We start from the raw sequence: 20,266 nt of genomic DNA on the forward strand, positions 1-20,266 counted from the left end.
TCCTCCTTCGTTATGTCCGGTATGCCGCGTTGATCCGCACATAGTCGTACGTCAGGTCGCAGCCCCAAGCGGTCGCTTTTTCCGAACCCATATTCAGCTCGACCGTAATAAGCACGTCATCGCCTTTCAAATATTCCAAAGCGATATCTTCGTCGAATTTGACCGGCTGGGAAGCCGTCAACACGACGATATCGCCAAGCTTGATATCGACGGTGTATGGATTGACAGGAACGCCTGCACGGCCGACCGCCGCGATAATCCGACCCCAGTTGGCGTCCGCGCCGTAAACGGCCGTTTTGACCAAACTCGAACCGATAACGGTCTTTGCGATGGCCCGAGCCGAATCTGTGCTTTCCGCACCCGTAACGGTGACTTCGACAAGCTTCGTTGCGCCTTCGCCGTCGCGGGAGATCGCTTTGGCCAGATGTTCGCATACCGCGGCAAAAGCCTCCGCAAACGCCGTCCAGTCCGCATGCTGCTCGTTCAGCTCTTTTTTCTGATCCGACAACCCGCTTGCCATCGCAACCAGCATATCGTTCGTGCTCGTGTCACCATCGACGGTAATCATATTGAATGTGTCGTCGGTTGTCCGTCGAAGCAGCTTATGTAACGCCTCGCTGCCGATCTGCGCATCTGTCGTCACAAAAGCCAGCATGGTCGCCATGTTCGGATGAATCATGCCCGATCCTTTGGCTGCGCCCGCAATCACGACCGGCTTGCCGTCGATCTGTACGGTGACGCACAGCTCCTTTTTCACCAAGTCTGTCGTGAGGATCGATTGGCTGAACTGCTCGCCGCCGTTAGCGTCGCTGCTCAAAGCTCCGGACAATCTGGCAATACCGTCGCGGACCCGATCCATTTTCAGGTTTTCGCCGATCACGCCTGTGGAAGCTACGGCTACGTCGTCCGCGCTGACACCGAAGCTCTCAGCCGCAAGCGCGCGCATTTCGTAAGCGTCGGCGTCGCCTTGCTTGCCTGTGCACGCGTTCGCGTTGCCGCTGTTGACGATTACCGCACGCAGCACGCCGTTGGCCAGGCTTTCGCGCGTCGTTTGCAGCGGAGCTGCTTGGAAAATATTCGTTGTGTATACCGCCGCTGCCGCCGCAGGCACCTCGCACACAATCGCGCCGATATCGTTTCTTTCCGTTTTTTTCAGTCCGCAATGCAGACCGGCCGCTTGGAATCCGCGCGGGGTAATGATCGAACCGCCTTCGACGACGGTGTAAGAAGGAACTGCCATGAGACGCTTCCGCCTTTCGCTATATAATCGCTGAGTGTATGTTCGGATCTTAAGGATACATCGGAATAAAGTTCAAACCGGTCGTCTCGTCCCAGCCCATCGCCAGATTGAGGTTTTGAATCGCTTGTCCGGCTGCGCCTTTGACCATATTATCGATCGCCGATACGATGGTCACGCGCCCGGTCCGCTCATCCACGGCAAAGCCGATATCGCAGTAGTTCGAACCGGAGACCTCTTTGGTTGCCGGCAGAACGCCGTTTTCCCGGATACGCACGAACGGTCTGTCTGTATAGAAGCTTCGATACAAATCGATAAAGTCCTGCGTCGTTTTCGATCCGTTTACCGATGCGTACATCGTGCTGAGAATGCCGCGCGTCATCGGAATCAAGTGGGTGGTAAACGTGACGACGACCTCGCGGTTTGCCGCATCGCTCAGCACTTGCTCGATTTCCGGAATATGCTGATGCGCGTTCACTTTATAAGCTTTCACGCTCTCGTTGATTTCGCTGTAATGCGTGCCAAGCCCGACTCCGCGTCCCGCGCCGGACACGCCCGTTTTCGCGTCGATAATCAGGGTGGACGGGTCGATCAAGCCTTTTTTGACCGCCGGAACCAAACCCAATAGTGTCGCCGTCGGAAAACAGCCCGGATTGGAGATAACCGATTGTCCGGCTACAGCCTCTCCGTATACCTCGCTCAGTCCGTAAACCGCCTTTTCCAAAATATCGGGCGACGCCGGAGTGCGCTTGTACCATTTCTCGTAAACGGCTCCGTCTTTCAGACGAAGATCGCCGGAAAGGTCAATGATTTTCAAGCCCTGCTCTACCAGCTTCGGCGTCAATTCGGAACTTACTCCGGCCGGGGTGGCGAGGAAGACGACATCGGCCTTCTCCTTGATCACCGCAGGTTCGATGGCTTCAAGTTCCAGTTCAATAATGTTCGTCAAATGAGGAAAACTTGCGCTCAATGGCGTACCGCTATTCGATGAAGATAATACGCAACTGACCTCCACCTGAGGATGCGCCTGCAACAAACGAATCAGTTCCGCTCCTCCATAGCCGGTCGCGCCGACGATTGCTGCTTTGATTGTACCGTTGTCCATGCTTCCTAACCTCCATCCGCACCGTTTTTCTGTATAATTCCGTGCATGTTTTCAAAATAATATGTATTATTATACGTTCGGCATCATATAAATACAACCTTTCTAGAAAAAGTTCACATTCTGTGTGATAGGTCCAATTGATCTTCAACCCCTCCGGGCAAGAAGATCAATTGAACCCGCGCTAAGCGAAAGCTTTTTGTTTTTAAGACGGGATCACACGTTCCCTTTTCGATTCATTGAAGTTATACTCTTTATATAAGAAAAGAAAATGCGCACACTCGCCCCAGGCGCGATCTTCTATCAAATCCCCAACCAGAGAAAGGAAGATCGGACATGCCACCGAACCGCAAAAACAAACTACGCCATCCGTATGATAAGGCGTATAAAACGCTACTCTCCAATCGCACCATGTTCGCTACGCTACTCCATCATTTTGTTCCAGGAAAATGGTCAAAAAACTAGGGCGTGTACGCAAACTCAACGACGTGCATCTTTTGCTGCCTTTTCGCCCTCCGCGGATATCGACTTGAAGCGTGTCGCCATCCACCAATGGCTGCGTCAATTTCCCTCGACGTGCCCCGGCACGCCTTCGGAAAATTTCCTTGCTGAGAACGAAAATTCAGCAAAATCTGCTTCCGGCGGAGTTTGCGTACACGCCCTAGATGCCGAAAGCCTGATCAGGGTCGACAAGTCGTATGTTTTGAGCGATTATAAGGAAAAAGAAGCTGACCTCGTACGTTGACCACGCTCAAAAGTATAGTTGTGTTCGAACCGAACCCTTCACGTTTTAAGAAGGGTTCGCCGGACTCACTCGTAGAATCAAGATGGTCAACGTACTCGTTTATAAAGCGCAATTAAGCGGACAAGAGTTTTATTTCTACGTGTTATTGGAATTTCAATCAAGAGTCGATTTCCAAATGCCACATCGGTTATTGACGTACATGACGGAGATTTGGCGGGACGTTCAAAGCAATACGCCGCAATCCGAGAAACGCCGGAAAACCCACAAACTACCCGCTGTTGTCCCGATCGTTCTCTACAACGGCAACGCAACTTGGACAGCTGTTCGCTCTTTTCGCGAAATGCTTGAGGGTGAACAGCACTTTGGTGCAGAACTGCTAAACTTCCGTTACGTCCTCTTGGACGTAAAACGACTGGACAAAAAACAGTTGGAGCAAATGGAAAACTTAATCGGACTGATCTTTCTTGTGGAACAAAATCCCGGAGCCGTGCCTTTCACCAATCGATTAAGGAAGTCCAGCCAGATTTTGAAGAAGCTCGATCCCGAACTGTTTCAGTTGTTCAAGTCCTGGTTCAAAATGACGAATCCCAAAGAAACCGAGAAGATCGGCCATGTACTGGATAAGTTCGAAGATCCGAAAGGAGTGGATACCATGATTTCCAATCTGACCAAAGCGCTGCGTGACGAGTATTACGAAATGCGAAGACAAGGACTGGCAGCAGGACAAGCAAAAGGAAAAGAAGAAGGCCGAGTCGAAGGAGAAACAGCCGCACGGATGGACATTGCGCGTAACCTTTTAAAGGAAGGCATGAGTATCGAGCAAACGGCGCGCTTGGCAGGTCTGAATATTAGCGAAGTCGAACAATTAACCGAGAAATGATCGTTATCCTTTGAATGCCTTTCACTTTAAATCATAAAAGAGCTGCTTCCAGGTCACGAGACTTGGGAAGCAGCTCTTTCTTTTCTCCTCACAAACAACGTACTCATTTACATCTGAATCTTAAACCCTTTACCCAAGACTTCCTGCGCGTTGCTGATTACGACGAACGCTTCGGGATCGACGGAACGTACGAGCGTTTTCAGTCGGCTGGTTTCGCTTTGCCCGATGACGACCATCAAGACGGGACGGGACTCGCCCGTATATCCGCCTTTTCCCGTCAACTCAGTCAGGCCACGGTCCAGATCCTTCAGAATGACCTGGGTAAGCTCTTCACGTCGATCCGTAATGATATAGGCCACTTTCGTGTAACCCAGACCCATTTCTACGGCATCGATTACTTTCCCCGTGACATACAGGCCGATCAGCGCATACAGGGCGTTCTCCAGCGACAAGGTAAAGCCCGCTAACATAATGACTGAGCCATCGACCAGCATGACGCATAACGACAAGCTCAGACCACTGAACTTTTGCAACAATTGCGCCACGATCGACAATCCGCCGGTCGATCCGCGGCCGCGGAACACCAGTCCCAGACCCAACCCGACTCCGATACCGCCGTACAGCGCTCCGAGTAGCGGATTGGTGGTCGAAATCGGCCAGTCGCGCGTCAGGTAGATAAACAAAGGCAAGCAGACAGTACCAATTAATGTACGCGCACCATACTTTTTGCCGAGAAAAACGACGCCTGCCACAAACAACGGAATATTGAATATCCATTGGGTAAACGCAGGCTCAAACCCGAACCATTCTTTAATAATGATCGACAAACCCGATACGCCGCCGGATGCGATCTGGTTAGGCAATAGGAACAGGTTAAACGCGATTGCCGTAATAAAAGCCCCTACGATAATAAGCACGGTATCCAGCACGTTGCGTTTGGTACCGTCAATCGGGACCAGCGGCTTTCTGCCGCCTTTACTTGTTTTCATGGTTCGCGTTTACTCCGTTTCGATCTTCAATTGGCTGCGCAGATAAGCATCGACGAATCCGTCCAAGTCGCCGTCCATAACCGCGCCGATATTACCCGTCTCGTGCGTTGTGCGGTGGTCTTTGACCATGCTGTACGGATGGAATACATAAGAACGGATCTGACTGCCCCAGCCGATCTCGGACTGCTCGCCGCGAATTTCGGCCAGTTCCTGCTTCTGCTCTTCGATCTTGCGCTCATACAACTTGGAACGCAGCATCGTCATCGCTTGTGCACGGTTTTTGATCTGCGAGCGTTCGTTCTGGCAAGTCACCACGATTCCGGTCGGAAGGTGGGTAATCCGGATCGCCGAGTCGGTCGTATTGATATGCTGGCCGCCGGCGCCGCTTGCACGGTACGTATCGATCTTCAGATCTTCGGTACGAATATCGATCTCGATCGTATCGTCGATTTCCGGTACGACGTCACAAGACACGAACGACGTATGGCGTCTGCCCGACGAGTCGAACGGCGAGATGCGAACGAGGCGGTGCACGCCTTTTTCCGCTTTCAAATAGCCATAAGCGTTATAGCCTTTGATCAGCAGCGTAACGCTTTTGATACCCGCTTCGTCGCCAGGAAGGTAATCCAGCGTCTCGACTTTGAATCCGCGTTTTTCGGCCCAGCGTTTGTACATACGCAGCAGCATTTCTCCCCAGTCCTGCGACTCGGTACCGCCCGCGCCTGGGTGCAATTCAAGGATCGCATTAAGCTTATCGTAGGGTTCGCTGAGAAGTAGTTGAAGTTCGAATTCGTTGATCCGGCTCACCAGGTCTTCAATGCTTCCGGTCACTTCGGCAGCCATCTCGTAGTCGTTTTCTTCATCGGCCAGCTCAGCCATCAAAGCGGCATCATCGTAATCCTGTTGCAGCTTCGCATACTGGTCGACCGAGCCTTTTACGGCGTTCATCTCTGCGATAACGGCTTGAGCTTTATCGTTATCGTCCCAAAAGTCGGGTGCAGACATTTTCTCTTCGAAGTTGGAGATCAGTTCTTGCTTCAGATCTAAGTCAAAGAGACCCCCTAAGGTTGGTTAATTTCTGTGCCATTTCGCGCAGATCCTGCTTGACTGACGGATCGATCATTTGTCGTCACCTCTTCTATAATTATGGGAACCTATTGTTCGTCTTCCTTTTATCACCTTAGACAGCCCTGCGGCCCGATCCCGGAAGTCGCCTCCTGGAACCGGGCCGTTGCTTGACGATCTTTGAAATCCGTTTACCGCAATCTTAACGTTGAGCGCGGCGCTCTTTGCGGGAAGCTTTTTTCTCCGGCGTCGGGCTGTTCGTGCTGATTTTCTTCTCATCGATAACGGCTTCGCGCTGCTGGTTCGATTCGACGCGTGCTTTCATGATATACGTCGCAACCTCTTCCTGAATGCTGGCGATCATCTGATTGAACATTTCATAGCCTTCGAATTGGTACTCGCGCAGAGGGTCTGTACCGCCGTAAGCACGCAAGTGGATGCCTTGACGCAGTTGATCCATCGCGTCGATGTGGTCCATCCATTTACGGTCAACCGCACGCAGCGCGATAACTTTTTCAAATTCACGAACCATCGCTTCGCCGAGGGAAGCTTCACGCTCGTCGTAACGCTGTTGCACTTTATCGTACAGATATTCCGTAATTTCGGAAGCTTCTTTGCCCCACAGCTCATCACGGGTGATTTCGCCTTCTTCAAGCAGCTTGGCATTGATATAGTCTGCCACTTCTTGAAGTTCCCAGTTTTCCGGAATGTCGTCGCCTGTATGGGCTTCAACGATCCGTTCAACGGTCGCGCGAATCATATCGAGAATGATTTGTTTGACATTGTCGGCTTCAAGCAGTTCCATACGTTGCTTATAGATGACACCGCGCTGTTGGTTCATGACATCATCGTATTGAAGAACGACTTTACGCGTATCGAAGTTGTTGCCTTCTACGCGCTTCTGCGCAGACTCTACCGCACGCGTGATCATCCGGCTTTCGATCGGCTGGTCTTCTTCGAAGCCCAAACGCTCCATCATGTTCAGCACGTTATCCGCACCGAAACGCTTCATCAATTCGTCCCCGAGCGACAGATAGAACTGCGTCGAACCCGGGTCGCCCTGACGTCCGGCACGGCCACGCAGCTGGTTATCGATCCGGCGCGACTCGTGACGTTCCGTACCGATGATATGCAGGCCGCCGACGTTGTGGACGCCTTCGCCCAATACGATATCGGTACCGCGTCCCGCCATATTGGTCGCGATCGTAACCGAACCTGCTTGTCCGGCGCTCGAAATGATCTCGGCTTCTTCGGCATGATACTTCGCGTTCAATACCTGGTGGCGGATGCCTTTTTTCTTCAGCATTTCCGACAGCAATTCGGAGTTTTCGATCGAAACCGTACCCACCAGAATCGGTTGGTTTTTGGCGTGGCGCTCTTCGATCTCGGCCACTACGGCACGGAATTTGCTGGCTACGCTTTTATACACGACGTCCGGTGCATCCGTACGTTGGTTCGGACGGTTGGTTGGGACTTGAAGAACTTCCAGTCCGTAAATCTTTTTGAACTCTTCTTCCTCTGTTTTGGCTGTACCGGTCATGCCGGCCAGTTTGCGGTACATACGGAAGTAGTTTTGGAACGTAATCGTGGCAAGCGTCATGCTTTCGTTTTGAACGGTGATGCCTTCTTTCGCTTCGATCGCTTGGTGGAGACCGTCGCTATAACGGCGTCCCGCCATCAGGCGGCCCGTGAATTCATCGACAATAACGACTTCGTCTTCAACCACAACGTAGTCCACGTCGCGGCGCATGATCACGTTGGCTTTGAGCGCTTGAACGATATGATGGTTAAGCAGGACATGCTTCTGGTCATACAAGTTGTCGATTCCGAAATCGCGTTCCGCTTTTGCGGCACCCTTATCGGAGATCGATACGGATTTGATCTTGATATCGACCGTGTAATCCTCTTCCGCTTGCAGACGCTTTACGAAGCGATCCGCGAGGAAATACAGCTCCGTCGATTTTTGGGCTTGGCCGGAGATAATCAGCGGCGTGCGCGCTTCGTCGACGAGAATGGAGTCCACTTCGTCAATGATACAGAAATAGAGCGGACGTTGAACCATCTGCTCTTTGTACAACACCATGTTGTCGCGCAGATAGTCGAACCCGTACTCGTTGTTCGTACCGTAAGTGATGTCGCAGCCGTAAGCTTCCTGCTTTTGTGCATGTTCCATACCGCTCAGGTTAAGACCTACGGTCATACCCAGGAAGTTATAGACTTGAGCCATCTCTTCACTGTCGCGTTGAGCCAAATAATCATTGACGGTAACGACGTGAACGCCTTGACCCATAAGTGCATTTAAATAAACCGGAAGAGTACCAACCAATGTTTTACCTTCCCCGGTTTTCATTTCCGCGATCCGACCGTTGTGCAGAGCGATACCGCCGACTAATTGAACGTCATAATGGCGTTTGCCAAGCGTACGCTTGGACGCTTCGCGCGTCGTGGCAAAAGCTTCCGGTAGCAGGCTGTCAATCGATTCCCCTTTGGCTAAACGCTCACGAAACTCAACAGTTTTGTTCTTAAGCTGCTCGTCTGTGAGTTTTTCAAAATCGGGTTCCATTTTATTGATGATGTCAACGGTGCGCATGAACTTTTTGACGTCACGTTCGTTCATATCCCCGAAGATTTTTTTGACAAGTCCTAACATGTTGTGCCCCTTTCGTGCAAAACGGATGGTTTGCCTAAATTGTACCAGCTTGAGCGGACACGGGCAACCGCGTAAGCGCCCACCCAGCCCGGATCCGTAAAACTTCTCAACATATTATATACGCAGAAAGAGCCTTATCCGGTGCGGATAAGACTCTTTTTCTTCAAAATTCGTGATTTTTTTGTGAAAGTGAGTCGTTATTCCTGCTCGATCAGGCCGTATTTGCCGTCGTTGCGGCGATATACAACGTTAACCGTCTCGGATTCGATGTTGGAAAATACGAAGAAGTTGTGGCCGATCATGTTCATTTGCAGGATCGCTTCTTCAACATCCATCGGTTTCAGCAGGAAACGCTTGTTGCGGACAACCTGGAGTTCATCCTCTTCTTCATCCGTAGATGGAGAAACGGATGCATTTGCACCTTCGTCTACGAAAAGTCCTTTGAGACTTTCGTCTTGACGGAATCTGCGGTTCATTTTGGTCTTGTGCTTACGAATCTGACGTTCCAGCTTCGACAGCACCGAATCGATCGACGTGTACATATCGTCGCTCCGGTCTTCTGCACGAAGGAACACGCCGCCGGGAAGAGGAATCGTCACCTCGACCTTGTGAATGCCTCTTGTTACGCTAAGCGTAACGGCACCCTCCGTAGCCGGGGGAATATCGAAGTACTTTTCAAGTCGGCTGAGTCTCTTATCGATATAATCTCTCAGAGCGTCAGTAACCTCAATTTGTTGTCCTCGAATCGCAAAATCCATAGGGCACTCCTCCTTATGTCACCATTATAACACAGCGTTAACGCCGAGTAAAAACAGTGTTAACGTTTTGTGTGAACAACGGTTTTTCCGGGCGCGGATCGCCTGGCCGAAAATCGTTGTTAGGTTCAATTAACCGAAAAAGCAGCACGGAAAACGTATCCGGTTAAATAACTTGCTTTCTTGGATAACTGCGGAATAAGAGTGGGGCAAGTTTCAGATTTCTGCGTTTTTATCGGAATCCGATAAAAATACAATCAATTCGCGGACTTCTTTTTCCGTAAGGCCAAGCAGCTCGGCAATTTCGGGGATTGCATAACTTTTATCCAGCATATGCTGTACGCTCGCTGCTAGAGCTGTTTTTCGGCCTTCTTCACGTCCTTCTTCACGGCCTTCTTCACGTCCCTCTTCACGCCCTTCCTTATGCCCTTCCTTACGCCCTTCCTTACGCCCTTCCTCCAAACCTTGCTCCAGACTCTCTCTGCGCATACTGTTCCATTCGTACTTAGCATACTCGCGAGCCTCATAAAGTCGCCGGACTTCCGGATTTCCGCTAAAATATTCAAGACGATCTTCCGCTTCGCGAATCGATTTATCCATGTTGATCAGCTCCTTTAATTCAGGTTCTTGGATATTGTCGTCCATAAAAGTAAGCCAACGATGAAGAGGGTCCGAAAAATTTCTTTGCATTCTACCGAATACGGGAAGTTCGATAAAATGAATTTCCAGATCGTCTGTCAATTTCAGGTTGCGGTCCTGATCTTCATACAAATGGAATGTCGTATGATAACGTCCGGCGTCCAATAGCTCGAAGTCTAAAATATTGATCATGATTGTTTTTTTCAACTTTTGATATTCTTCGCCAGCCTTTATCGTATCCGCATACAATTTACTGAAATAAAACAAGGTTCTTTGCGCCATATATTTTTGCTCCGCAACCTGCATTTCGATATTGATCAGAACACCTTTGCGCGTCTCGGCCCGAATATCCAGTCTACCCGTTTTTTGCGTGAGTTCTTCTTTGGATAATTGCTTATTCTCAATAACATTCAGGTCAACAAGTTCTTCTTCCTTATCCAGTTTCAAAATGGCGTTGAGCAACGAAATCAAACTGTTCTTGCTTTCTTTTTCCCCAAACAACTTTTGAAAAATAAAATCATTTGTAGGTTTTAATCGCTTGTTCATGCCTTCTCCCCCATCTGAAAATCTTCGATCGAACAAAGATGTGTATTCGTGATGCGGAGCCTTATATTCTGACTTCAGTATACCAGTTTTGATATTGGACAATAAAGAAAAAACCTTGTGTTCGATCCCGCTAAGGGATCGAACACAAGGTTGGCAACCATCAATATTTTAATGATTTTTCAATGTGGCTCTGCGTCTTAACCAGAATCCGAACGCGATCAATCCGGCTCCGGCAAGAACATAGGGCAGTTTGCTTTCTTCGCCTGTCTGGGGCAGGGTCGGAGGCTGCTCGCCTTCCGGCACGACAACCCCTGGAACCACAGTTCCCGGAACAACAGGCGGTGTACCTTGCGGCACGCTGTTATCAGGCACATCTACCTGCGGCGCATCCGGAGTGACCGGAGGAACGCCGGACGGAATCGGTTCTTCCGGCACAGGGACTCCCGGATCTTCCGTTGGAACATCCGGCGTGCCGACTGGCGTTCCTTCATCGGGCACATTCGTATCCGGCTCGGACGGAACGTCCGGCGTACCTTGCGGCGTATCGTCCTCCGGAACGTCCACTTCCGGGTTCTCAGGAGTCGAAGGCGTTCCGTTATCGACAGGAATGCCAGGCGTCGAAGGAATCTCCGGCGTGCCGACCGGCGTATTATCGTCCGGAACCGGGAATTCCGGCTGCGTCGTACCCGGAACAGTCGGTTGTTCCGGCGTATTGCCGTTATCCGGCGGCGTAGTCGGCTGTTCCGGATTGGTCGGCGTTACCGGAGTTTGAGGATCTGTAGGCGTTTCAGGAACGGCAGGCGTGCCCGGATCTACTGGCGGTTGCGTCGGACCGCCCGGATCGGTCGGATTTTCCGGTTCCGGCGGCGTAGTCGGCTGCTCGGGGGTAACCGGCAGCGCTTCGTTTTTCACTTGTACGGACTTCACTCCTGCGGTCTGCACCACAGAAGAGTCGATCATAACGGTTTGCGAAGCCTCTTCAGGCAATTTGTACCCTTCAGGCGCTTGAGTTTCGGTCAGCGTATAACTGCCGTAAAGCAACTGATTGAACATGATGCGTCCTGCATCGTCGGTCGTGCGCGTAATGGCAGGACGGCGTTTATTGACGTCCTGAAGAACGAAAGTCGCGCCCGGAAGAAGTTTGGTTTCATCCGCCGAGTCGACTTTGGTCACTTCCAAAGCCCCTCTTACGCCGCTCCCCGTGCCGGAACCCGAAGACGTGCGCACGATGATGGAGCGCGACGTATCGGTTTGTCCGGTCGTTACGCCTGTTCCTTCGAAGCTGACCTTATTGCTCACGTTTTCGCGGTCGGCCGCATAGATCGTGGAAGTATACTCCAAAATAAACGCTTCGCGGATCGGTTGAGCGAAAGCCAATTCAAAACGTTCTTCTTTGCCCGAAGTAATCGTCAAGCTGTAATCGCGGTCTTTGACCAGTAGCTCGCCTTTGCTTGGGGTTCCGTTTGCCGCAACAACTGCCCGGTACAAACGGAACGAAGATTCGTCCAGTTGTTGATTGGAGGTCGGCGTATCGATAATTTTCGCGTTTTCCACATATGATTGACCTTTATTCACGGTTACGCTCCAAGCGATCTTGCCGCCTTGCTGCGCAGCCGTTTTAGCCACGTATTCGCCGCCGCCCGGAATCGGCACGCTGGCTGTCCAGCTGCCCAACTCAGTATTCGCACTGGTCAGCGTCGCTTCGTTGGAAGCCGACTTGCCGACGATTTGTCCGTCGACGGTCGTTTTGAACGTCACCCAGAACGAATCGCTCGTTGTTCCTTTAAAAACGATTTGCAGTTGGTTTCCATTCGCATCGCTAGGATAAACGACGGTATAGCTGGACGGGTCCAACGTTTTTCCTTTGCTCACGCTATCTTTCCCGTTAACCAGCGTCATTTGATTCACGGTCAGCGAACCTTCGACGAAACGCTGTCCGGGTTGAATAACGTCGGAAAGAACCGCTTGATCCAGCGCCAATTTGTTGTAGTTCAGTTTAACGTCCCATGTCAACTGTTTCGTACGCGGATCGTAACTGCCGGATTTAGAGCCGTTTTGCAGCGTCAAGGTACCCGGAGCAAAGCTTGCGGATACTTCACGTTCACGCGGCGCTCCATTTTCCGACCAAGTTACTTTGGCTTTGTTGACGAAGTTGGTCTGTTGGCGGTCGATTTTCCAATTTTGATTAAAATTCGTCGTGTACGTGATGGTTCTTTCGCCGTTCAGCGTGCCTTTGAAACTAATCGTAAAGCCGGAACGGTTGCCTTCGGGCACGGTCAGCTCGTAATCGACCTTTTCTTTCAGTACGGTACCTTTGCTATCGGTCACTTTTACCGAACCCGGCACCAGCTCCAGACCGCCGTTCGGGAACGTATCGGTCATCACGGCGTTGTCCATCGTAAACGAGTCGCGGTTCACGATCGTTCTCCACGAAGACGTCTTCGCCGCGTAGTTGACACCCGTATTCGTTTTGGTCAGCAAATTGCGTTCCAGGTTTTTCGAAGCGCTTTTGCTCACCGTACCGGTTGTCACGGTATTGGTGATCTTATCGTTGTTATACACCGTTCCGGTAGCCGTCGTGCGGTACGTAATGGTGTAAGCCGTCGTGACGTCGTTGGCGAATTGAAGATCGAAACCGGCTTTGCCGTTCGCGATCGCAACATTTGTCACGGTGTAGTCGGTTCCTGCTACGAGGACTCGTCCGGTCGCATTTTCCGTCACTTTGAACGATTCATCCACCAAACGCTGTCCGCTGTTGAAACGGTCTTTAAGCAAAGCTTGGCTTTTCGGAATCGTCAGCGCGCCGGCATTGTAACCGATAATCCAGTCGATCGACTGCGTTGACTGATCGTATGCGCCGACCGACTTGCTGATCAGTTCTCCGCGCTTCACGGTCACCGTGGAAGAAGCGGATACGTCTTCGCGATCGGAAGCTTTCAATGTAGCGGTATTCGTGAATTTGGCTTGGCTCCCTGCTCCGATCGCGGTCGAATAGGTGATCCGATAAGCTTCATTGATCGATTCGGCAGCAAAAGCAAGCTTCAACTCGGATGCTTCTTGACCGCCTTCCAGCACATATTGGTCGGCCGCCACCGCTTCACCCTGCGTACGGTCGCCTGCTGACGAAACATTCAATTTGTACACGCGAACCGAAGCGGAATCAAGGGTTAATCCTTCCGGAATCGTATCGCTCAATGAAACGCTGCTCAGCTTTTGCAAAGAAGTGTTCACATCGACGGTCCAATCGATTTTACCGCCTGCGTCATCGGCTTTGCCCGTTTTATCAAGCAATACGCCGTTTTTTGGCATCAAATACAGCACGATGACTTGACCGGCGTCGCCGATCGGGAACGTGATCCGAACCTGGTTGGTTTCTTTCACGATTTCTTCTTTGAGTTCCGAACGCACGGTCAGGTTCCCCGAGATGTTGGAGTATTCTTCCACAAAGCGGTTAAACGTCACCACGACATGGCCGTCAGTCGAAACGCTGAACGCGCCGACCGATTCGCCGTTGTCTCCGCCTGTTGTCAGCGGAACGTCGCGAATATCGGTGTAAATACGAAACTCGGACGGCAGATCGAATTCGAACGTCGACCCGTCGGTATACGTGTGGTCGTTCGGCAGTTCCCAACGATAATTCAAGTTGAGCGCCTCACCCGGATCGATCCGATCCGACGAATCGTCTCCGCCGACCGGATTGCCTTCGTCGTCCGTCAGCGAAACCGACGTCAGAATGTTGGAAGGCTGCGGAGTGCCGTAAACGGCTTGCTGTACGGTAGCTTCCGCTTCTTGGTCGTTTTCGAGAGAAGGGGTGTCTTGCGTTGAATCTGTATCGCTTGAAGGACTATTTACCGTTGCTGCCGATGGAGTCTCGTTGTTGTCTGTAGCCTGGGCTGTTTGCGCAGGTTGCGCCTCTGCTGCTGTCTCGGCGTTTGCGGTTCCCGCTCCGAATCCAAGCAGGCTATGTAAGACTAGCAAAACAGCGATCAAAGCTGCGCCTATTCTTTTGTTCACTCTGATGATCCCTCCTGTTGACTGTAAGCGCAAGAACGAATCAGTTATCGCTTCGCATATGCACTGTTTTTACTTTTACTTTGGCTTATGGCGATGGACAGATAAATCGTTGGACCCATTTTTAGTCTAACCAAAGAACTAATTAGGCCCTTATGTTTGTTAAACACGTACCGAGCAGGATAAACTCATAAATTTTTGTTACAAGAACCTTATTTATCCATTTTTATAGAAAACGGCATAAAAAAAGACCCCACTATCGTGAGGTCTTCCGGCTGAGCCTTGTGTAATCTCCAACCATCATAAATCATTAACCCTAATTATCTATGTAGGTCAGGTATACGGCTGCGACGACTTACAGAGGAGTAACGTTGGATGCTTGCGGTCCGCGAGCGCCTTCAACGATATCGAACTCAACGGATTGTCCTTCTTCCAGCGTCTTAAATCCTTCGATTTGGATCGCCGAGAAGTGAACGAAAACGTCGCCGCCTTCTTCCGTTTCAATGAAACCGTAACCTTTTTCTGCATTAAACCATTTTACTTTACCTTGCATGCACGAACATTCCCTTCATTATCAGATAAAAATGTGTGGTCCACTACTCGAATATACCGCCGTTTTTCTTCCATGTCAATTGGAATTTAAAATGATTACATGCAATTATATTCCAATAAAAAAGAATAACATAGCAGAGAAGATAGAATAATAAACCTGAATTTTATTTACACTTGAATACAATATCTGAAACACTTTTTTCCGGATCAGATCGGGCTGCTCACCAAACTCCCAAACTCGAACGAAAAAATAGGCAAGCCTTGCATGAAGTCCGCCTGGATCTTGACATGGGCATGTTGAAGTTCATATTTGGATTTTGTATCGCCGACGATTGTTTTTCCTTCTTCAAAAGTCAACGCATAAGAGAAGAGTTCGATGAAGTCGGCATCAAGACCGTGCGCGGTGGACTTGTATTTGATCTTATCCACGTCTTTTGCGGTAACCGTAATAAAATTAGATTTCTCGATCTTATGTATAAACTGTTTTTTTGCTTCCACGTTTACGAGGTTGTCGTCGACTCCTATGAAGCAAACCACTTTGGCCTTATTCCGGAACGTGCGATACAGATCTGCCAGATTCGAAGGACGTTTGTTTTTCGTCGCCGTTTTTGCCAAGTAATCATAATGAATAACCAAAAGCGATTTGCCGATTTCTTTATATACCAATCGATAACGATCGATGTATACCGGTTCCAGCCAAGCCGAATTGTCAACGATGAACGAAAACGTATCCGGAGAGATCGCATTGCACAAATGAATTAAGTAAGCCCCATGCGAATGTCCGTAACCGATCACGCGATTAGAATCGTATTCAAACCCGTTATCGTCCAGAAGCAACTTAACCGTCTCAAACGCTGTTAAGATATCGATAGCTTGCATATACCCCATATCGTTAAAATTTTCGAGCGTCTCGTTCAAGTCTGCAAGAACAGGAAAATGAACACTTTTGGAAGCAATCAATTCAGCAAATGCCGAAGGATTTTTCTGAATGCTTGTCCATTCGGCTCCGCTCAGAATCGAACGAAGTTCTTCCAAGTTCGTGATATTTACTTGATGGTCGGATTGCATAAAAGAGCTTCCGAAGTATTCACACTGAATCGTCACGGTGTTGTACTTATCCGCAAAAGTATCTCGCATTTTGCGGTACACATTCGAATCGATATGCGCTCCAAAGCCCGGAACGAGAATAATAAACCCTGTATCCGCTAGAACTCCGGACGAAGGAATCGCAAATTCGATCCGGAGTTCCCTGCCCGCCGTCCCCGTGTAAATATTCGGATGAGCAAGCACGTTAAACGTATGATGTTCGGCCATTCTGTCAATCTCCTTGCGATGATTAAACATCGATTATTATTTCGATATATGCGTTAACCCTTAGATAATCCGATTCCCTCGGAGCTTTTCAATCAAGCGAACCCAAATTTCGAACCGCCTGAATCACGTATTCGCAATCTTCGTCGGTCATCCCCGGGAATAAAGGAAGCGTGATGCAAGTCTCGTAATACTGCTCTGCATTCGGACATGACCCTTTAAGGTAACCCAACCTTTGGTAATACGGTTGTAAATGAACAGGAATATAATGCACGTTGACGCCGATATTCAAACCGCGCAACTGTTCGAAAATTTCTTTGCGCGAATATTGGAAATGCTCCGGCAAAAAACGAACGACATAAAGATGCCAACTGGAATTTGCATCGACGTGCTGCTCCGGCAATATCAGACCTTCGATCTCCGCCAATCCCCGATTATAAATTCCCGCCAATTCGCGACGCCGCGCAACGAATCCGTCCAGCTTGTCCATCTGCGAAACGCCAAGCGCCGCCTGAATATCGGTCATTCGGTAATTGTAGCCCAGCTCTTGCATCTCGTAATACCAGGGACCGTCGTTTCGCGTCAATTCCTGCGGCTCGCGCGTCATGCCATGACTGCGGAAAAGCAGCAATTTGCGATAAAAGGCTTCGTCGTCGGTCACGATCATGCCGCCTTCGCCCGTCGTGATATGCTTGACCGGGTGGAAACTGAACATTGTCATATCCGCCCACGTCCCGACTTTGCGACCTTGATACTCCGCTCCGAGCGAATGTGCCGCATCTTCGATCACGATCAGGTTGTGCAGGCGAGCGATCTCCTGAATCCGATCCATCTCTGCCGGTTGCCCGCTGAAATCGACGGGAATAATCGCTTTGGTTCTCGGCGTCAACTTCTTTTCTACCTGCCGGGGATCGATATTGTAAGTCAAGGGATCGATATCCGCGAATACGGGCGTCCCCCCTTGATACAACACGCAATTGCTGCTTGCCAAGAAGGTCAAAGGCGTCGTGACGACTTCGTCTCCGTCTGTAATCCCGGCTGCAAAGCAGGCTCCGTGCAGCGCTGCCGTACCGTTCGAAAAAGCCACGCCGTAACGCGCTCCGACATGGTCGGCCACTTTCCGTTCAAATGCCTGAATAGCCGGTCCTTGCGTAATGAAGTCGCCTTTCAATACCTGCACGACCGCCTCAATATCCGCTTCGTCCAAGAGCTGTTTGCCGTACGGCAACAGCGTGTCTCTTTTTGCGTATTTGCTCATCCTGCGCTCCTCCTTCTGCGGCAAAAAGATCGGCTTAGGCCAATCCTCCTTGCGCAATCCATGCTTTCGTCCGCGAGATACCTTCTTCCAGCGATACATTCGGCTTCCAGCCCAGGAGCTCTCCTGCTTTGGCCGAGTTGCACAACAATTTTTGAATTTCGCTTTGCGGATGAATATGTTCCACATGCTTGATCTTCGAAGCATCGCCTGCGATCAACAAAGCCAGGTCGTTCACGGAAATGTCCCGGCCCAGTCCCGCGTTGACGATTTCTCCGTCGACTGTATTGCTGAATCCCGCTTCCACCACGAAACGCGCGCAATCTTCCACGTACAGCAGATCACGCGTTTGCGTACCTTCACCGTAGATATTCAGCATTTTGCCTTCCAACTCGTTTTTCAGGAAAATCGCTACAACGCCGCCTTCTCCGCCCGTTTTCTGGAATGGTCCGTACGTATTGAAAGGCCGGATAACGACCGTAGGCAGTCCGTAAGCATGATAATAAGACAGCACCATGTTCTCCGCGCCAATCTTGGCTCCCGCATAAGGAGAAGCCGGCTTGGTCGGATGCGCTTCGTCGATGCCGGTTTCTTCGGCACAGCGATCGTAAACCATGCAGGTGCTCATGAATACGACTTTCGTTTTGTGCTTTTTGCACTGTTCCAAAATGTAAAAGGTACCGATCGTATCATTGTTGAACGTCGTACGCGGATCGTCAATCGAATCTTGCACGTTGATCGAAGCACCGAGATGATAACAGATATCGAAGCGATGCTCGTCGAATAGCCGGTCTAGCAATTTTTCGTCAAGGATGCTTCCGCGCACAAAATCTTTCAAGCCTGAATGATCGCGGAATTCGGACAGATTTTGTTCACGCCCGTTGGACAAATCATCCAGAATCCAGAGATGATGACCTTCATCAAGCAATTTTTTGGCGACCCAGCGCCCGATAAAGCCGGCTCCGCCGGTGAGTAAGATATTTTTCGGCATATTAAATGACCTCCCAGGACAAAGGCGTTCCTTTAGATACATCTTTTTTCACAGCACGTCCAAGTAATTCATCTAAATATTTGGTTGGCAATCCCAAACCAGGTCTGACTGCTCTAACATTTTCTGTTGTCAAGATATCTCCTACTTTTAAATTCTCTGAAATATATAAAGAACGTCTAAGCTTCAAGGATTCTTTTTCTGATTCTGTAGCTCCATAAGTAACTCGACCAAGTGATTGCCACGCTCTTTTTGTTTCTACCACAAGAGAAGTCATTTCATTAGGTTCAAGCGAAAATGTCGAGTCCACTCCTCCATCAGCACGTTTCAGTGTAAAGTGTTTTTCAACAACAGTAGCTCCTAGAGCAACTGCGGCAACCGCTACACCAATCCCCATAGTGTGGTCGGAAATCCCTACTTCACACTCAAAAAGTTCTTTTAAATGAGGGATGGTATTTATATTCGTGTTTTGTGGAGTAGCAGGATATGTGCTTGTACATTTAAGCAAAACAAGATCTTTACATCCAAATTCTCTAGCAGCTCTAACAGATTCGTCCAGCTCAGCTATTGAAGCCATGCCTGTTGACACTATCAATGGTTTGCCTGTAGAAGCTACTTTTCGAATGAGCTGTATATCTGTGTTCTCAAAAGAAGCAATTTTGTAAGCAGGAACATTCAGCGTTTCCAAAAAATCTACAGAAGTCTCATCGAACGGCGTACTAAATGCAAGTAAGCCTAGGCTAGCTGCTCGATCAAAAATTGGTTTATGCCACTCCCAAGGTGTGTAAGCTTGTTGATAGAGATTATAAAGAGAATTGCCTTTCCAAATACTATTTGAGTCTTCAATGAAAAATTCTCTCTCATGAATATCTAATGTCATAGTATCTGCCGTGTAAGTTTGAATCTTAAGTGCATGTACACCCGCTTTTGCTGCTGCATCTACTATTTCAAGTGCACGCTCTAACGAATGATTATGATTACCTGACATTTCAGCAATAATAAAAGGTTTATGGTTCTTACCTATCCATCGTTGACCTATCTGAAATTCCACTAAAAGCCACTCCTTCTATAAAATTTTGTTTTACAATTCGATCTCATACCTCAAACAGGTTTCTCCCTTATAAATATCAAGCGATTTAAATTTAAAGCCTGCTTTTTCAAATGTTCGAATCGACGCATCATTTTCATTTTTTATAAGAGCAATAATAATTCTAAAATCTATATTAGAAAGTTCTTCGCGCAAAAATCTCAAAAAACTTGTAATCAAATTACTTCCTAAACCGTAACCTCGAAACTCTTTTGCTACAGAAATACCTATCATCCCGTTACGATTTACCTTAACAAAACCAATATAAGGAGAACATTCCTCTAAAGCTGCAAGAAAAATATATTCATCAGTCGAAATTAATATTTTTTCAAACCATTTTTGATGTTGTTGACGAGAAATTTCAGACGTTTCAAAAGACATGGCTCGAGTTTTAGCATCATTAGCAAATTCATAAATCAACCAAATATCGGAGCTTTCTACTTTCTTAAAATGC

Annotated in this window: 15 protein-coding genes; 1 reads left to right on the forward strand and 14 read right to left on the reverse strand. The window is 49.2% G+C overall.

All coding sequences use genetic code 11. The features are described from left to right. Positions 1-10: 10 nt before the first annotated feature. Together argJ and argC are read right to left on the reverse strand one after the other, a co-directional pair. On the reverse strand, positions 11-1,240 hold the full coding sequence (gene argJ, locus WKI47_RS06860) for a bifunctional ornithine acetyltransferase/N-acetylglutamate synthase (protein ID WP_340226434.1): 1,230 nt from the start codon (positions 1,238-1,240) through the stop codon (positions 11-13). A gap of 49 nt (positions 1,241-1,289) precedes the next feature. Continuing rightward, positions 1,290-2,342, reverse strand: a complete 1,053-nt coding sequence (argC, locus tag WKI47_RS06865) for an N-acetyl-gamma-glutamyl-phosphate reductase (protein WP_340226435.1) — start codon at positions 2,340-2,342, stop codon at positions 1,290-1,292. A gap of 824 nt (positions 2,343-3,166) precedes the next feature. On the opposite strand from argC, the gene WKI47_RS06870 reads away from it, so the two are divergent. Next, positions 3,167-3,964 carry an Rpn family recombination-promoting nuclease/putative transposase gene (locus tag WKI47_RS06870; RefSeq protein ID WP_340226436.1) on the forward strand — a complete coding sequence of 266 codons (798 nt, stop codon included), beginning with the start codon at positions 3,167-3,169 and terminating at the stop codon, positions 3,962-3,964. A 107-nt stretch (positions 3,965-4,071) separates the two neighbouring features. On the opposite strand, the gene WKI47_RS06875 is transcribed toward WKI47_RS06870, so the two are convergent. The 12 genes from WKI47_RS06875 to WKI47_RS06930 all read right to left on the reverse strand — a co-directional run. Further along, on the reverse strand, positions 4,072-4,953 hold the full coding sequence (locus tag WKI47_RS06875) for a YitT family protein (protein ID WP_340226437.1): 882 nt from the start codon (positions 4,951-4,953) through the stop codon (positions 4,072-4,074). A 9-nt stretch (positions 4,954-4,962) separates the two neighbouring features. Beyond that, positions 4,963-6,076, reverse strand: a protein-coding gene (gene prfB / locus WKI47_RS06880; protein ID WP_340226438.1) for a peptide chain release factor 2 whose coding sequence is annotated in 2 segments (ribosomal slippage) — positions 4,963-6,003 and positions 6,005-6,076 — 1,113 coding nt in all. Because the reading frame shifts where the segments join, the coding sequence is not laid out codon by codon here. 144 nt (positions 6,077-6,220) lie between these two features. Then, positions 6,221-8,668 carry a preprotein translocase subunit SecA gene (secA, locus tag WKI47_RS06885; RefSeq protein ID WP_340226439.1) on the reverse strand — a complete coding sequence of 816 codons (2,448 nt, stop codon included), beginning with the start codon at positions 8,666-8,668 and terminating at the stop codon, positions 6,221-6,223. A 197-nt stretch (positions 8,669-8,865) separates the two neighbouring features. Next, a complete protein-coding gene (gene hpf, locus WKI47_RS06890) occupies positions 8,866-9,426 on the reverse strand; it encodes a ribosome hibernation-promoting factor, HPF/YfiA family (protein ID WP_037287261.1) in 561 nt (186 codons plus the stop codon). A 213-nt stretch (positions 9,427-9,639) separates the two neighbouring features. Next, the gene (locus WKI47_RS06895) at positions 9,640-10,608 is read right to left on the reverse strand and encodes an Rpn family recombination-promoting nuclease/putative transposase (RefSeq protein WP_340226440.1); all 969 of its coding nucleotides are present in this window, start codon (positions 10,606-10,608) and stop codon (positions 9,640-9,642) included. Positions 10,609-10,776: 168 nt separating this feature from the next. Continuing rightward, a complete protein-coding gene (locus WKI47_RS06900; protein WP_340226441.1) occupies positions 10,777-14,622 on the reverse strand; it encodes a collagen binding domain-containing protein in 3,846 nt (1,281 codons plus the stop codon). A 352-nt stretch (positions 14,623-14,974) separates the two neighbouring features. Next, the gene (locus WKI47_RS06905) at positions 14,975-15,172 is read right to left on the reverse strand and encodes a cold-shock protein (RefSeq protein ID WP_037287260.1); all 198 of its coding nucleotides are present in this window, start codon (positions 15,170-15,172) and stop codon (positions 14,975-14,977) included. Positions 15,173-15,378: 206 nt separating this feature from the next. After that, positions 15,379-16,485, reverse strand: a complete 1,107-nt coding sequence (locus WKI47_RS06910) for a DUF2920 family protein (RefSeq protein ID WP_340226442.1) — start codon at positions 16,483-16,485, stop codon at positions 15,379-15,381. Positions 16,486-16,573: 88 nt separating this feature from the next. Next, positions 16,574-17,740, reverse strand: a complete 1,167-nt coding sequence (pseC, locus tag WKI47_RS06915; RefSeq protein ID WP_340226443.1) for a UDP-4-amino-4,6-dideoxy-N-acetyl-beta-L-altrosamine transaminase — start codon at positions 17,738-17,740, stop codon at positions 16,574-16,576. Positions 17,741-17,774: 34 nt separating this feature from the next. Continuing rightward, the gene (locus WKI47_RS06920) at positions 17,775-18,728 is read right to left on the reverse strand and encodes a dTDP-glucose 4,6-dehydratase (RefSeq protein WP_340226444.1); all 954 of its coding nucleotides are present in this window, start codon (positions 18,726-18,728) and stop codon (positions 17,775-17,777) included. A gap of 1 nt (position 18,729) precedes the next feature. Further along, entirely contained in the window at positions 18,730-19,776 is a 1,047-nt protein-coding gene (gene pseI / locus WKI47_RS06925) for a pseudaminic acid synthase (protein ID WP_340226445.1), read from the reverse strand. A gap of 30 nt (positions 19,777-19,806) precedes the next feature. After that, positions 19,807-20,266, reverse strand: a 460-nt coding sequence (locus tag WKI47_RS06930) for a GNAT family N-acetyltransferase (protein WP_340226446.1), incomplete at its 5' end; no start/stop codon positions are given.

Source organism: Saccharibacillus sacchari (assembly GCF_037722395.1).
Lineage (GTDB): Bacteria > Bacillota > Bacilli > Paenibacillales > Paenibacillaceae > Saccharibacillus > Saccharibacillus sacchari_A.